7 protein-coding genes are annotated in these 15,351 nt (G+C 73.1%); 3 read left to right on the top strand and 4 right to left on the bottom strand.

Annotation, left to right across the window (positions count from 1 at the left end; translation table 11 throughout):
- Positions 1-80: 80 nt before the first annotated feature.
- Positions 81-1,514, bottom strand: a complete 1,434-nt coding sequence (locus tag ABD946_RS21365) for a hypothetical protein (RefSeq protein ID WP_345285925.1) — start codon at positions 1,512-1,514, stop codon at positions 81-83.
- A 113-nt stretch (positions 1,515-1,627) separates the two neighbouring features.
- Positions 1,628-2,395: a hypothetical protein gene (locus ABD946_RS21360; RefSeq protein ID WP_345285923.1), complete on the bottom strand. Its 768-nt coding sequence runs from the start codon at positions 2,393-2,395 to the stop codon at positions 1,628-1,630.
- A gap of 240 nt (positions 2,396-2,635) precedes the next feature.
- Between ABD946_RS21360 and ABD946_RS21355 the strand changes: the two genes are divergently transcribed.
- Positions 2,636-3,862 (top strand): hypothetical protein, encoded by a 1,227-nt coding sequence (locus tag ABD946_RS21355; protein WP_345285921.1) that lies wholly within the window; start codon positions 2,636-2,638, stop codon positions 3,860-3,862.
- Between the two features lie 4 nt (positions 3,863-3,866).
- Here the strand turns inward: ABD946_RS21355 and ABD946_RS21350 are convergent, their stop codons facing one another.
- On the bottom strand, positions 3,867-4,997 hold the full coding sequence (locus ABD946_RS21350) for an acyltransferase family protein (protein WP_345285919.1): 1,131 nt from the start codon (positions 4,995-4,997) through the stop codon (positions 3,867-3,869).
- Between the two features lie 146 nt (positions 4,998-5,143).
- On the opposite strand from ABD946_RS21350, the gene ABD946_RS21345 reads away from it, so the two are divergent.
- On the top strand, positions 5,144-8,158 hold the full coding sequence (locus ABD946_RS21345) for a bifunctional [glutamine synthetase] adenylyltransferase/[glutamine synthetase]-adenylyl-L-tyrosine phosphorylase (RefSeq protein WP_345285917.1): 3,015 nt from the start codon (positions 5,144-5,146) through the stop codon (positions 8,156-8,158).
- 33 nt (positions 8,159-8,191) lie between these two features.
- On the opposite strand, the gene ABD946_RS21340 is transcribed toward ABD946_RS21345, so the two are convergent.
- Complete coding sequence (locus tag ABD946_RS21340) at positions 8,192-9,145, bottom strand: phosphatase PAP2 family protein (protein ID WP_345285915.1); 954 nt, start codon at positions 9,143-9,145, stop codon at positions 8,192-8,194.
- Positions 9,146-9,438: 293 nt separating this feature from the next.
- On the opposite strand from ABD946_RS21340, the gene pulA reads away from it, so the two are divergent.
- Positions 9,439-14,970 (top strand): pullulanase-type alpha-1,6-glucosidase, encoded by a 5,532-nt coding sequence (pulA, locus tag ABD946_RS21335; RefSeq protein WP_380150181.1) that lies wholly within the window; start codon positions 9,439-9,441, stop codon positions 14,968-14,970.
- The last annotated feature ends 381 nt before the right edge of the window (positions 14,971-15,351 follow it).

Raw genomic sequence — 15,351 nt, 5'->3', positions numbered from 1 at the left:
AGAAGACGGGTCGTTTGCCCCCCACCCGGCGTGGATCCCCCGGTCGGATGACGGGTGAGGGGACGTCAGCCTGCCGGGGGTCAGCCGAAGATCCGCTCGTAGAGGGAGTGCAGCCCCGTGCCGATGCCGAGAAGGACCACCAGCGCGAGGAAGAAGGCGAGCGGGAAGAGGGTGAGCTGGGCGACGGCGGGCCAGGCGGGGAGGGTGCCGTCGGTGGGGGAGAGGAGGTGGTAGGCGGTCCAGCCGATCGGCCAGAGGGCCAGGACGGCGAGGGCCAGGCGGCTGTCGACGTCCAGGGAGGCGTGCGCCGGGTCGGGTCGGACGGGGCGGGGCCGCGGGGCCGGGGCGTCGACGGGGGTCGGCAGTGGTGGCCGGACCGTTCCCCAGTACGAGCCGTGGCGGTCCGGGACGATCAGTGCGGTGTGGAAGGCGCGGGGTGACCCGGTGCCGGAGCGGAGCTCGGGCCACAGGCCCAGCCAGGCGAGGCCCTGTGGTGGGCGGTCGCCGAGGTAGAGCAGGTGCCCGGTGCTGCCGGCCAGGTCGAGGTGCAGGCACTCCTCGGTGGTGGTGGGAGCGCCGTCGACGTTGCGGTCGATCTCCTCCTCGGGCAGGTCGCGGGTGACGGTCTTCCCGGTGACCCGGATGCGGTGCCACTGCGGGCCGGTCGCGTAGAACTCCTCGATCCGCTCCACGGCCCGGCTCCCGCCGAGCCCGGTCCAGGACGCGCCCGAGATCACGGTGCCGAGCAGCACGATCCCGATCCAGACCCGGACGGCCGTCCGCTCGATCGGCGCGGGTTCGGTGGCCTCGTCGAGTGCCGGGGCGGCCAGGGGCGCCTGGCCCGGGGCGGTGAGCAGGCGGACCCGGTGGTCGACCTCGACGCCGGCCAGCGACCTGGACTGCGCCGTGCCGAACGGTTCCCCGGGGGTGCTGGCGACCGGCGCGAACCGGTAGTCCTGGTCGGAGCGGTAGGCGGGCAGGCGGTCGCCGTTCTCCTCCGGCGGGAGGAGCACGTACTCGCCCCACTGCGCCCCCGCCGCCACCAACTCGGCCTGACGGGCCGAGACTTCGGGGTGCGCGCCGCTGAACGGCACGAACAGGGCGGGTACCAGCGCCACCAGCGGCAGTGCCACGGCGAAGTACCAGGGAGCCCGTCGTCGTTCGACGGCGTTCGCCGCGGTCTGGACGGCCACCAGGTCGGCGGCGGTCGGCGGCGCCGTGGCCTCGGCCACCTCGGGGAACACGTCGCTCCTGGGCGCCAGACTGCCCGCGACCAGCCAGAGCAGGCCGCACAGCACGCCCAGGCCGAGCAGGGTGAGCGGGAGCGTCCGGACGCCGGGGCGCCACGGCTCCAGCAGGATCGCCACCAGGTAGGCGAGGAAGGCGAGGTGGGTGACGGCTCCGGTGGCACGGGTCCAGACGGTGGGGCTGCGGAGTCCGGTGCGCTCCTGGTGCTCGGGCGGCGGCTCGGTGGTGGCCGCGTCCCTGGGCGTGCCGCTCTGGTCAGCCGTCATGACCCGTGCTCCCCCGTGCCGGTCGTCGGTCCGTCCGGGCGAGGATACGGACCGGGGGTGGAGGTGGCCAGGCGGTGGAGGTGAACGGATGGTCAAGAACGGTGTGCGGCAGGTCAGTTGTCGTGGCCGAGGAGGCGGCGGACGAGGCCGTGGACGGCGGTGCCGAGGGTGAGGAGGCCGGTCAGGACGATGGCGCCGACGGACGGGACGAGGAGGAGTTGGCCGAGCCGGGTCAGCACGGGCAGCGGGCCGTCGCCGGGGAAGAGCAGCTGGTAGGCGCTCCAGGCGGTGGGCCAGGCGGCCAGGTAGGCGGTGGCCAGCAGGCGGAGTTCGCGGTTGACCGGGGCGAGTCGGGTTCGTGACCGGTGAACTGGGCTTCCCACGAGGGTGATTGCGGCGGCGAGGAGGGCGAGGCCGAGGCAGACCCGGGCGGCGGTGGGGCCGAACGGGGCGAAGAGGGAGAGGGCCGCGCCGACCGAGAGTCCGGCGACCACCGCGTGGCGCGCGGCGCGCGGCCAGGGCGAGCGGGGGGAGGGGACGGGGGAGGGGGCGGCCGGGGCGAACCAGCTTGCGGCCACCCAGGAGGCGGTGGCTGCGGCGCCGGCGGCGAGGAGGGCGAGCGGGAGCGGGCGGACCGAGGGCTGCCAGGGCGTCAGGGCGGCCGAGAGCAGGTGGCCGAGGGTGGCCAGGGCGGCGAGCGCACCGGTGGCCCTGGTCCAGACGGTCGGGAGCCGGTGCGCGGGGGCGGGGTCGCGGGTGGGCTCGACGGCGGGGACGGGCGGCGGGGGCGGAGGCGCGTCCGCCGGGGTGGTGGCGGGTGGTGCGTCCGCCGCGGGGCCGCCCGGGACGGCGTCCCGGGGTGTGTCCTGATGGCCCGTCACGGTCACCGCACCCCCGTCCTGATCAGTCCGTTCGGGTGAGGGTACGGGCTGCTGGGGCGGCGCGGATAGCCCGGCCGGGTGAGGAGTTGACGGGTGGTCAGTGCGAGGTTGCGGTCGTCCCCCCTGATGGCGGTACGTGACGGGAATGTTGCGGAGAGTTGTGTTCCGATGGGTGGCGTCAACCCCAGAACGTCGGCGGGGGTGCGCCTCGCGCCCGGCCGCCTGAACCGAGAGGTACCCATGCCCTCCACCGTCAGCCGTGCCACCGGGAAGCGCCGCACCGCGCGCCGACTCGCCATCGCCAGCGCGGCCCTGGTCGCCGTCGCCGGCCAGATGATGACCCTGCCGTCCGCCGACGCGCGCGGCTCCGGCGACGGGCGCCGCTCCCCCGGGCACGGTGACACGATCGAGCAGAACGTCCTGCCGATGAAGACCCGCTTCGACGGCCTGTTCCACGGTTCGATCACCCGGATCAGCAACTCGCTGATGACCTGCGACGAGACCAAGCCGCCGGTCGACCCGAACCAGCCGCCCTGCGAGCAGGCCCGGACGGGCGAGGGCTCGCGTCCGATCAACAACAACTACCACATGAAGTACATCAACATCGATCCCGGTTCGATCGGTCCGGAGGGCGACGAGATCTACTCCGCCAGCTCCGCCGACCTGAACCTGATCGAGGGCTCCAAGGTCAAGTACGCCCGCCTGTACTGGGGCGGCACCCGGGGCATCGACGACGTGGTGCTGCCGCAGAGCCAGATCGACGAGGTCTACCTCAAGCTCCCGGGCGACGCGCAGTACACCAACATCGAGAACCAGCAGCCGAGCATCGGCTACATCACCACCGAGGCCGAGAGCAGCTACCAGGCCTCGGCCGACATCACCGACATGGTGAAGAAGCACGGCAACGGCACCTACACCGTGGCCAACATGGACTCCGTGGTGAAGCCGCACAGCTGGGGCGGCTGGACGATCGTGGTGGCCTACGAGAACGACTGCAAGCCGCTGCGCCACATCCACCTCTGGGACGGCTTCGTCCCCGAGCTGCCGAACAGCCCGGAGATCAGCCTCAAGCTCGACGGCCTGGTCACCCCGGCGACCGGCCCGATCCAGGCCAAGCTCGGCTACGTGGTCTACGACGGTGACCTCAAGTGGACCGGCGACACCTTCTACGCCAAGTCCACCAACGGCCCGAAGACCGAGTTCACCGACCAGAACCACTTCTCCAAGGACGCGTTCAACTCCACCATCGAGGAGCTGACGCCGGCCGACCAGTTCGTCCGGGTGCCGTACAACCGGAACAACTTCGGCTACGACTCCAACCGGTGGGACATCTCGAAGATCCTGCGCAACGGCGACACGGACATCACCGCCACCGTCGACACCGACGAGGACGGCTACAACCTGGGCGTCTTCTACGCCTACGTGAACATGGACGAGTCGCAGGAGGGCCTGGCCCCGAAGGACTGACCCGTCAGACCGCGCTCCGCTGCCGCGCCTTCGCCGAATCCCGGCGGGGGCGCGGCAGTCGCACGACCGGGCCCGCGCGCAGGGCCCGCTCCAACGGCCGTTCCACGTACCGGAAGAGGGCCGCGGCCAGCGCCAGCGAGCCGCCCGCCAGCAGCAGCCAGACGCCGAGCAGCACCGCGGTCCCGTCCGGGCGGCCGTACGCCGCGAGCCAGCAGCGGAAGCCGATCTCGTGCACCAGGTACCAGGCGAAGGACCACTCGCCGAGCCGGACCAGCGGCCGCTGCCCGAAGGCCCGCCGGCCGTTCAGGTCGGCCTGCGCGGCGGCCGCGATCAGCGCGGCGAAGAGCGGCGCGGCGAGCAACTGCGAGGCGCACCACGGTCCGTACCAGCGCTGGTCCGGCACGGCCAGGTGCCAGGGGACCAGCGCGGCGTGGAAGGCGAGCACCGCCAGCCCGGCCGGGAGCAGCGGCACCCGGGGTGCGGTGCCCCGGCGGAGTGCCAGGCCGAGCACCACCCCGAGCAGGAACTGCGGCGTCCGGGTGAGCGGCAGGTAGTCCAGCAGCCAACTGCGCAGCGCCGTATCGTCCACCGCCGCACCGGCGAACCAGAGCAGCGGGCCGCTCAGCAGACACGCCACCGCCACCGCCCGCAGCCGGCGCCCCGTCAGCAGCGCGAGCAGGAACGGGAGGAGCAGGTAGAACCAGGCCTCGTCCCCGAGCGACCAGCTCGCCGGGTTCCCGCCCTTGGCCGTGGCCGGCAGCCAGGCGTGCAGCAGCGGCAGCGACCAGAGCGCGGCACCCACCGGCACGGCGGCGCCGATCGCCGCGTAGGCGGCCAGCGAGAGCGCGGTGCTGAGCGCGTGCAGCGGCCAGATCCGGGCCAGCCGGCGGCGCAGGAAGACGTGCACCGGCACCCGGGCCCCGTCGTACGTCCAGGCCAGCACCGCACCGGAGAGCACGAAGAAGAAGGTCACCCCGCTGCGCCCGTACCAGACCAGCGGACTGATCAGCGGAAGCTCGCCCAGCTGGCGGGAGAGGTGGTAGAGCACCACCAGCAGGGCGGCCCAGAACCGCAGGCCGGTGAGGGAGGGGAGACGGGAGGGCGGACGGGAAGGCGGACGGGAGGGCGGACGCACACCGGGCCCAACGCCACCGGCGGCACGGAGGTTGCTCCCGGAGGCGGGCGGGCCTGACGCCGCGCCAGCTGACGCACCGTCGTCCGGGTCACCGGGGCCGGGAGCCCGTACGCTCGTCCCAGGTGCGAACAGGGAGGCGGGCCGCAGTGGCGGAGCGGAGCAGTCGGCTGGAAGTACGGCTGGTGCGGCGTGGGTTCTCCGATCCGGACGCGGCCGTCCGGCTGCTGGCGGGGCCGGGGCTGGGTGGTCCGGGCCTGGACGGGCTGGCCGAGGACCCGGTGCTGCTGGACGCGCTCGGCGGGACCGCCGACCCGGACCTGGCGCTGCTCGGCCTGGCCCGGCTGCTGGAGGCGCTCGACGGGCCCGAGCGGCAGACCCTGCGGGACACCCTGACCAGCTCCAAGCCGTTGCGCGACCGGCTGCTCTCGGTGCTCGGCGCCTCCGCCGCGCTCGGCGACCACCTGGCCCGGCACCCGCGCGACTGGCACGCCCTGGTCACCTTCGAACTGCGCGACGTGCACCCGGCGAGGGAGGACTTCCAGCACGTGCTGCGCCAGCGGGTGCGCGCCGCCGACGCCCCGCCCGCCGACGCGCTGCGCGCCGCCTACCGCCGCTGCCTGCTGGCCATCGCCGCCCGCGACCTGAGCGGCACCGCCGACCTGCCGCAGACCGGAGCCGAGCTGGCCGACCTGGCCGGGGCCACCCTGCAGACGGCACTGGAGATCGCCGAGGAGGAGGACCCGGAGGCGGCCGGGCAGTGCCGGCTCGCGGTGATCGGGATGGGCAAGTGCGGCGGCCGGGAGCTCAACTACGTCTCGGACGTGGACGTGATCTTCGTGGCCGAGGCCCGCGACGGGGTCGAGGAGCACCGGGCCCTGCAGTCCGCCACCCGGCTGGCCGCCCGGCTGATGCGGCTGTGCTCCGACACCACCGGCGAGGGCACCATCTGGCCGGTGGACGCCAACCTCCGTCCCGAGGGGCGCAACGGTCCGCTGGTGCGCACCCTGGCCAGCCACCTGGCGTACTACCAGCGCTGGGCCAAGACCTGGGAGTTCCAGGCCCTGCTGAAGGCCCGTCCGGTGGCCGGGGACACCGAGCTCGGCGCCGCCTACGCCGAGGCCACCGCCCCGCTGGTCTGGCAGGCCGCCGAGCGGGAGAACTTCGTCGCCGACGTCCAGCAGATGCGCCGCCGGGTGGTGGATGCCATCCCCGCCACCGAACTGGACCGGCAGCTCAAGCTCGGCCCCGGCGGCCTGCGCGACGTCGAGTTCGCCGTCCAGCTGCTCCAGCTGGTGCACGGCCGCACCGACCCCGGGGTGCACAGCCCCAACACCCTCCAGGCCCTGGATCAGCTGAGCGCCGGCGGCTACGTCGGCCGGGCCGACGCCGCGTCGCTGGACGCCGCGTACCGCTTCCTGCGCGCCATGGAGCACCGCATCCAGCTGCACCGGCTGCGCCGCACCCACCTGATGCCCACCGACCCGGCCGACCTGCGGCGCCTGGCCCGTTCGCTGGCCCCGCAGATCAACGACGACACCAACGCGGACGCGGTCGCCGCGCTCCAACGGGAGTGGCGGCGGCACGCGGTGGAGGTCCGGCGGCTGCACGAGAAGCTGTTCTACCGCCCGCTGCTGGACGCCGTCGCCGAGCTGCCCGCCGGGGCGACCGGCCTCTCGCCGACCGCCGCCAAGGCCCGGCTGGAGGCGCTCGGCTACGCCGACCCGGCCGCCGCGCTGCGCCACCTGACCGCACTGGCCTCCGGGGTCAGCCGCAAGGCGGCGATCCAGCGCACCCTGCTGCCGGTGCTGCTCGGCTGGTTCGCCGACTCGGCCGACCCGGACGCCGGGCTGCTGAACTTCCGTCAGGTCTCCGACGCGCTCGGCCGCACCCCCTGGTACCTGCGGCTGCTGCGGGACGAGAGCGCCGCCGCCGAGCAGCTGGCCCGGGTGCTCTCGGCCGGGCGGCTCGCCCCGGACCTGCTGCTGCGGGCCCCCGAGGCGGTCGCCATGCTGGGCGACCCGAACGGGCTGGCGCCGCGCGGGCGCCCCGCCCTGGAGGCGGAGGTGCTGGCCGCCGTCGGCCGGGCCGGCAGCGCCGCGGCGGGCGTCGCGGCGGCCCGGTCGGTCCGGCGGCGGGAGCTGTTCCGGACGGCGGCGGCCGATGTGCTCGGCCGCTTCGGGGACGATCCCGGCGAGGCGGTCGACGCGGCCGGGGAGGCGCTCACCGCGCTCAACGCGGCCACCCTCCAGGGCGCCCTGCGGGCCTGCACCGCCGAGTGGGAGGCGGCCAACGGCGAGCTGCCGACCAGGCTGGCGGTGATCGCGATGGGCCGCTTCGGCGGCCGCGAGATGGGCTACGGCTCCGACGCCGACGTGCTCTTCGTCCACGAGCCCCGGCTCGGCGCGCTGGAGCACGACGCGGCGAAGGCCGCCCAGACCGTCGTCCACCAGCTGCGCACCCTGCTCGGCGCCCCCTCCACCGAGCCGCCGCTGCTGGTCGACGCCGATCTGCGCCCGGAGGGCCGGCAGGGCCCGCTGGTGCGCACGCTGGCCTCGTACGAGGCGTACTACCGGCGCTGGTCGCACGTCTGGGAGGCCCAGGCGCTGCTGCGGGCCGAGCCGGTGGCGGGCGACGCGGAGCTGGGCGAGCGGTTCCGGGCGCTGATCGACCCGCTGCGCTACCCGGGCGGCGGCGTGCCGGAGAAGGATCTGCTGGAGATCCGCCGGATCAAGGCCCGGATCGAGGCCGAGCGGCTGCCGCGCGGGGCCGACCCGACCACCCACACCAAGATCGGCCGGGGCGGCCTGGCGGACGTCGAGTGGACGGTGCAGCTGCTCCAGCTGCTCCACGGCCACCGCGTCCCCGCCCTGCGCACCACCCGGACCAGGGCCGCCCTGGCGGCGGCCGAGGCGGCCGGGCTGCTGGCCGCCGAGGACGCGGCGGTGCTGGACGCCGCCTGGGTGCTGGCCTCCCGGGTGCGCGGCGCGGTGATGCTGGTCCGCGGCCGCCCGGGCGACAGCTTCCCCGCCGACGCCCGCGAACTCGCCGGGGTGGCACGCTACCTCGGCTACGGCAGCGGCCACACCGGCGAGCTGGTCGACGACTACCGCCGCACCACGCGAAGGGCCCGCTCCGTCGTCGAGCGCCTGTTCTACGGCTGATCGACGGGGGCGGGCCCTCGGGGTGGTGCTGGGTCAGGCGGCGGCCTTCTCGGTCCAGTCGGCGGGGACGGTGACCGGGGTGTCGTCCTCGGGTTCGCCCGGGATGCGGGGGAGCTGGTAGGCCCAGACGTGGTAGACCACGCGGGCGGCGGCGAAGCCGGCCGCCAGGCAGAGGATGCCGCCGACGGCGTCCATCCAGAAGTGGTTGGCGGTGGAGACGATCACCAGCAGGGTGACCGCCGGGTAGAGCAGGCCGAGCAGCCGGACCCAGAGCGGGCGGGCCAGGAAGAAGATCGTCAGCCCGCACCAGAGCGACCAGCCGATGTGCATCGAGGGCATCGCCGCGTACTGGTTGGAGACGTTCGCCGCCGCGCCGGAGGCCATCGAGCCCCAGGTGTCGTGCACCTTGACGGTGTCGATGAAGTCACCGCCGGTCATCAGGCGGGGCGGGGCGAGCGGGAAGAAGTAGAAGCCGATCAGGGCCAGCCCGGTGGTCAGGAAGAGCACCGTGCGGGTCGCCGCGTAGCGGCCCGGGTGGGAGCGGTAGAGCCAGACCAGCACGCCGATGGTCACGATGAAGTGCAGCGTGGCGTAGTAGTAGTTCATCCCGACGATCAGCCAGGTGACCGAGTCGACCGCGTGGTTGACCGTGCGTTCGACCGCGATGCCGAGGCTCTGCTCCAGGTCCCAGATCCACGAGGCGTGCTTCTGCGCGGTCGCCTCCTGCTCGGGCACCGCGTTGCGGACCAGCGAGTAGATCCAGTAACTGATGCCGATCAGGGCGAGCTCGAACCAGAGCCGGGGCCGGGCGGGGGAGCGGCGCTGCCCCCGGATGCGGCTGCGCAGCGCGGCGCCGGTGGACTGGGCGGCCAGGGTGGCTCCGTCCGGCTGGTGGCTCGTACGGGCCTCGCCAGGGACGGAACCTGCCCGGGCCGCGGCCGGTGCGCTCGTGGCGTCGGCGGTGCGGATCTCGGTCGGTTCCCCCATGGACGAGAAGTCTGCCAGACGTGCTGTGGCTGCCTGCTCATCCTGCGGTAGTGGATTCTTCACCGCCCGTCCCCCTTCGGGGGTAGGGGGTCGGGTACCGGAGGCTGACATGGAGTCCATTGTGGCCCCTTCGGGTACGGCCGGTCGACGTGGCCCCCCGGGCTGCGGCCCGCCGAGGCAACGGTTCGGTCAAGACTGCTCCTGCAACGATTTCTGCATCTTGCTGAAACATTTTGCAATCGCTAGCGTCCAGCCACCCACTCGACGACGAGCCGCCTCAAGGGAGCCCAGCTGTGGCCGAAGTCCAGCCCCGCCGCCCACGGAGCACGACCCCCTACAAGCGACCCGGCCGGACGGCCGTGCTGATCGCCGCCTCGCTGCTGGCCACCGGGCTGGGGGCCGCCCCGCTCGCGGTGGCCGCTCCGGCGCCGGCCGCGCCGCCCTCGGACCGGGCGATGGCCGAGCGCGCCGACCGGCACGACCTGACGCGGGAGCAGTTCTACTTCGTCCTGCCCGACCGCTTCGCCAACGGCGACCGCGGCAACGACACCGGCGGCATCCCCGGCGACCGGATGGCCAACGGCCTGGACCCGGCGGACAAGGGCTTCTACCACGGCGGTGACCTCAAGGGCCTGATCGAGAAGCTGGACTACGTCCAGGACCTGGGCACCACCGCGATCTGGATGGCCCCGCTGTTCGAGAACCGACCGGTGCAGGGCACCGGGGCGGACGCCTCGGCCGGCTACCACGGCTACTGGATCACCGACTTCACCAAGGTCGACCCCCACTTCGGGACCAACGACCAGCTCAAGGAGCTGATCGCCAAGGCGCACGCCCGGGGCATCAAGGTCTTCTTCGACGTCATCACCAACCACACCGCCGACGTGGTCGACTTCAAGGAGCAGAAGTACGACTACCGCTCGGCCGGCGCCTACCCGACCCTGGACGCCGACGGCCGCCCGGTGGACGAGACCGCGATCGCCGACGCGGCCGCCCAGTGGCCGAGGACCACCGCCGACTCCTTCCCCTACAGCCCGGTCTTCCGCACCGAGGCCGACAAGCGGGCCAAGACCCCGAACTGGCTGAACGACCCCGCGCTCTACCACAACCGGGGCAACTCGACCTTCGTCGGCGAGTCCGCCACCGAGGGCGACTTCTCCGGCCTGGACGACCTGGACACCCAGAACCCCCGGGTGGTCAAGGGCATGCAGGACATCTACAAGACCTGGGTGAAGGAGACCGGGGTCGACGGCTTCCGGATCGACACCGTCAAGCACGTCAACACGGCCTTCTGGTCCCAGTGGGCCCCCGAACTCAAGGGCTACGCGGCCAAGCTGGGCAACGACGACTTCTTCATGTTCGGCGAGGTCTACTCCGGCGACCCGGCGGTGACCGCCCCGTACGTCACCAAGGGCAAGCTGCAGGCCACCCTGGACTTCGGCTTCCAGGAGAGCGCCCGCCGGTACGTCTCGCAGGGCGGCTCGGCCCGGGTGCTCTCCGAGCTGTACGCGCAGGACTACCGCTACACCACCGCCGACACCAACGCCTACGGCCTGCCGACCTTCCTCGGCAACCACGACATGGGCCGCTTCGGCAGCTTCCTGCAGGCCGACAACCAGGGCGCGAGCCCCGAACTGCTGCTCCGCAAGGACCGGTTGGCCAACGAGCTGATGTTCCTGACCCGGGGTCAGCCGGTGGTCTACTACGGCGACGAGCAGGGCTTCACCGGCGCGGGCGGGGACAAGGACGCCCGGCACGACATGTTCGCCTCGAAGACCGCCTCCTACAACGCGGACGAGGTGATCGGCGGCAGCAAGGGCCCGGCCGACCGGTACGGCACCGGCGGTGCGCTCTACCGGGGCATCGCCGACCTGGCCCGACTGCGCAGGCAGCACCCGGCCTTGGCGGACGGCGCGCAGATAGAGCGGTACGCCGCGGACGGGGCCGGGGTGTACGCCTTCTCCCGGATCGACGCCAAGGAGCAGGTCGAGTACCTGGTCGCGGTCAACAACGCGGCCGAGCCGAAGACCGTCACGCTGGACACCTTCTCGGCCGGCACCGACTTCGAGCAGCTCTACCCGGCGGCGGGGCAGAAGCTCACCAGCGGGGCCGACCGCAAGGTGACGGTCACCGTCCCGGCGTACTCCTCGGTGGTGCACAAGGCCGCCAAGAAGCTGGCGAAGAGCACCGCCGCGCCCCAACTCACGCTGCGCGCACCGGAGAACGGCTCGACCGGCACGGTGACCGTCGGCGCCGAGGTGCCGGGCGGCGGGTTCAACCGGGTGTCGTTCGCCGCGCAGATCGGCAACGGGCCCTGGCAGCAGCTGGGTTCGGCGGACAACGGGACGTACAAGGCCACCCAGGACCTGACCGGGGTGGCCCCCGGCACGGTGGTCCGGTACAAGGCCGTGGTCCGCGACGGCAGCGGCAACCTGCGCTCCGCGACCGCGAGCTTCACCACCGGCACCCCCGCCCCGAAGCCGGTGCCGAGCGCCACCTCGCGCCCGTACGCGGTCGTGCACTACCAGCGGAAGAACGCCGACTACGACGGCTGGAACATGTACGCCTGGGGCGACCTGGCGGACGGCGAGTCGACCCAGTGGCCGGCCGGGCACGCCTTCAGCGGGCGGGACGGCTACGGGGCCTTCGCCTACGTGAAGTTGAAGAGCGGCGCGGCCGACGTCGGCTTCGTGGTGGAGAACAACGGCACCAAGGACACCGACGGCGACCGGCACGTCGACCTCGGCACCACCGGTGAGGTCTGGGTCAAGGAGGGCGATCCGAAGGTCTACACGAGCAACCCGGACCCGGCCGTGCCCGTCCCGGCGAACACCGCCGTCATCCACTACCAGCGGGCCGACGGGAACTACGACGGCTGGGGCCTGCACGACTGGACCGGCGCGGCCAGCCCCACCGACTGGGGCAACCCGCTGATGCCCGCCCGCAAGGACTCCTACGGCGCCGTCTTCGAGGTGCCGCTGGCCCCCGGGGCGACCAGCCTGAGCTACATCCTGCACCGGGGCAACGACAAGGACCTGCCCAACGACCAGTCGCTGGACTTCGCCACCAGCGGCCGCGAGGTCTGGCTGATCGGCGGTCAGGAGGGCCACCTGCTGCCGCAGTCGGCCGGGGCCTCCTCGCAGCTGGACCTCTCCTCCGCGCGGGCCCAGTGGATCGACGCGAAGACGGTCGTGGTGCCCGCTAACTACGGCGCGGGCGACGCCGCGCTGAACGGCGGCACCAGCGCCCAGCTGATCTACGACCCGGCCGGCGGGATCACCGTCGACAAGGGGGTGCTCAGCAAGCCCGGGCAGTGGATCCGGCTCACCCCCGGCTCCCTGACGGCGGACCAGAAGAAGAAGTACCCGCACCTGGCCGGGTACCGCGCCTTCACCGTGGACGCCCGGGACGCCCGCCGCACCACCGAGGCGCTCCGCGGCCAGCTGCTCTTCACCGAGCACCTGCCGAACGGCGCCGCGCTGGCCGCCACCGGCGTGCAGATCCCCGGCGTGCTGGACGACCTGTACGCGGCCGGGGCCGCGAAGGCCCAACTCGGCCCGGTGTACCGGGAGGCCGGCGGCTGGGGCTGGTGGCGCGAGCGCCGGGTGACGCTGTCGCTCTGGGCGCCGACCGCCACCGAGGTCTCCGTCCAGCTCTTCGACGGGCCGAGCGGCGGCACCCCGAGGACGGTGCCGCTGCGCCGGGACGAGGCCACCGGCGTCTGGTCGCTGACCAGGGACGCCGGGGAGCTGGACGGCAGGTACTACCTGTACCAGGTGAAGGTCTGGGCGCCGAGCGTCGGCAAGGTGGTGACCAACCTGGTCACCGACCCGTACTCGGTGGCCCTCTCCACCGACTCCACCCGCTCCCTGGTGGCCGATCTGACGGCCCGTGACACCAAGCCGCGCGGCTGGGACCAGCACCGCGCCCCGCAGGCCGTGCCGCCGCAGAAGCAGCAGATCCAGGAGCTGCACGTACGGGACTTCTCGGCCACCGACAGCACCGTGCCGGCCGCCGAGCGCGGCACCTACAAGGCCTTCACCGAGTCGAAGTCGGCCGGGATGAAGCACCTGAAGGAGCTGGCCGCGGCGGGCGTCACCACCGTCCACCTGCTGCCCACCTTCGACATCGCCACCATCCGGGAGAACCGGGCCCAGCAGCAGCTGCCCGCCTGCGACCTGGCCGCGCTGCCGGCCGACGGCGAGCAGCAGCAGGAGTGCGTGGCGGCCGTCCAGGCGGGCGACGCCTACAACTGGGGCTACGACCCGCTGCACTACACGGTGCCGGAGGGCTCCTACGCCACCGACCCGAACGGCCTGGCGCGCACCGTGCAGTTCCGCGAGATGGTGCAGGCGATGCACGAGGCCGGGCTGCGGGTGGTGCTGGACGTGGTCTACAACCACACCGCCGCCTCCGGGCAGGCCGAGCACTCGGTGCTCGACAAGGTGGTGCCCGGCTACTACCAGCGGCTGAGCGACACGGGGAAGGTCACCACCGACTCCTGCTGCGCGGACACCGCGCCCGAGCACGCCATGATGAACAAGCTGGTGGTCGACTCGGTGGTGACCTGGGCCCGCGAGTACCGGGTGGACGGCTTCCGCTTCGACCTGATGGGCCTGGACCCCAAGCAGACCATGCTGGACGTCCGCTCCGCGCTGGACCGGCTGACGCTCCGCCAGGACGGGGTGGCGGGCAAGGACCTCTTCCTCTACGGCGAGGGCTGGAACTTCGGCGTGGTCGCCAACGACGCCCGCTTCGTCCAGGCCACCCAGCTGAACATGGCCGGAACCGGCATCGCCACCTTCAACGACCGGATCCGGGACGCCGCCCGCGGCGGCAACTTCATGCTCGACTCCGCGCCGCAGCAGGGCTTCGCCTCCGGGCTCTTCACCGACCCGAACGGCTCGGCGGCCAACGGCACCCCCGAGGAGCAGCGGGCCCGACTGCTGCGGCAGATGGACCAGGTGAAGGTCGGACTGACCGGGAACCTGGCGGGGTACTCCTTCACCGACAGCAGCGGACGGACCGTCACCGGTGCGGGCGTGGACTACAACGGCGCCCCGACCGGCTACGCGGCCGACCCAGGGGAGGCGCTGGAGTACCTCGACGCGCACGACAACGCGGACCTGTTCGACGCGCTGGCCTACAAGCTGCCCGTCACCACCGCGCCCGCCGACCGGGCCCGGATGCAGGCGCTCGGCCTCTCGCTCACCGCGCTGAGCCAGGGCCCGGGCTTCCTGCAGGCCGGCAGCGAGCGGCTGCGCTCCAAGTCGCTGGACGCCAACTCCTACGACTCCGGTGACTGGTTCAACGCGATCGAGTGGGACTGCGCCAAGGGCAACGGCTTCGGCCGGGGCCTGCCGATGGCGGCCGACAACAAGGCGATGTGGCCGGCGGCCAAGCAGCTGCTGGCCGACCCGAAGCTGCGGGTGGGCTGCAACGAGATCTCCTCGGCGGACGAGCAGTACCGGCAGTTCGTCCGGATCAAGCAGTCCTCGCCGCTGTTCGCCCTCGCCACCACGGCCGAGGTGCAGCGCCGCCTCTCCTTCCCGCTCTCCGGTACGGCCGGCGAGCAGCCGGGCGTGATCACCATGCACCTGGACGGCACCGGCCTGCCCGGCGCGGAGCGCGGCATCACCGTGGTGTTCAACGCGACCCCGGCCGAACAGCGCCAGACCGTGCCCGGGGCGGCGGGCAGCGCGCAGCGCCTGCACCGGGTGCAGGCGGACGGGGCCGATCCGGTGGTGAAGGGCGCCCGCTTCGAGCCGGCCACCGGGACCTTCACGGTGCCGGCCCGGACGGTGGCGGTCTTCGTCCAGGGCTGACGCCCTCACAGGGGTCCGTCCGTTCACAGGGACCCGTCCGTTCACAGCGGACGGGCCCGTTCACAGGCACGACATGTGGCTGATACGAGTCATCGTCAAGTCGCATGGCCGGAAATCGCCGTCCGGCGTCCCGGGGTGGTGACACCCGGGCGCCGGGCGGCGCTGTTTCGGGGTCCACGGAGGGCCGGCGCCGCCGACCGACCGACCGTCCGGACGGGTGGCGATCCTGCCGCTGTTCAGTGCGGATCTGCCGGATGCGAAGCGGTTCCGGAAGGCGACAAGCGTTTTCGCCAGCCCCTTGCGCACCACGGGAGTTGGCACCGGTGCGAGGCTCGTGTGCCTGGGTCGGATATCGGCCAATCCGTGACGTGCATCTGTCAT

It is taken from the genome of Kitasatospora albolonga (assembly GCF_039535905.1).
Classification (GTDB): Bacteria; Actinomycetota; Actinomycetes; order Streptomycetales; family Streptomycetaceae; genus Kitasatospora; species Kitasatospora albolonga.
The sequence above is the reverse complement of the archived record's forward strand: the minus strand, read 5'-3'. Positions and strand labels throughout refer to the sequence as shown.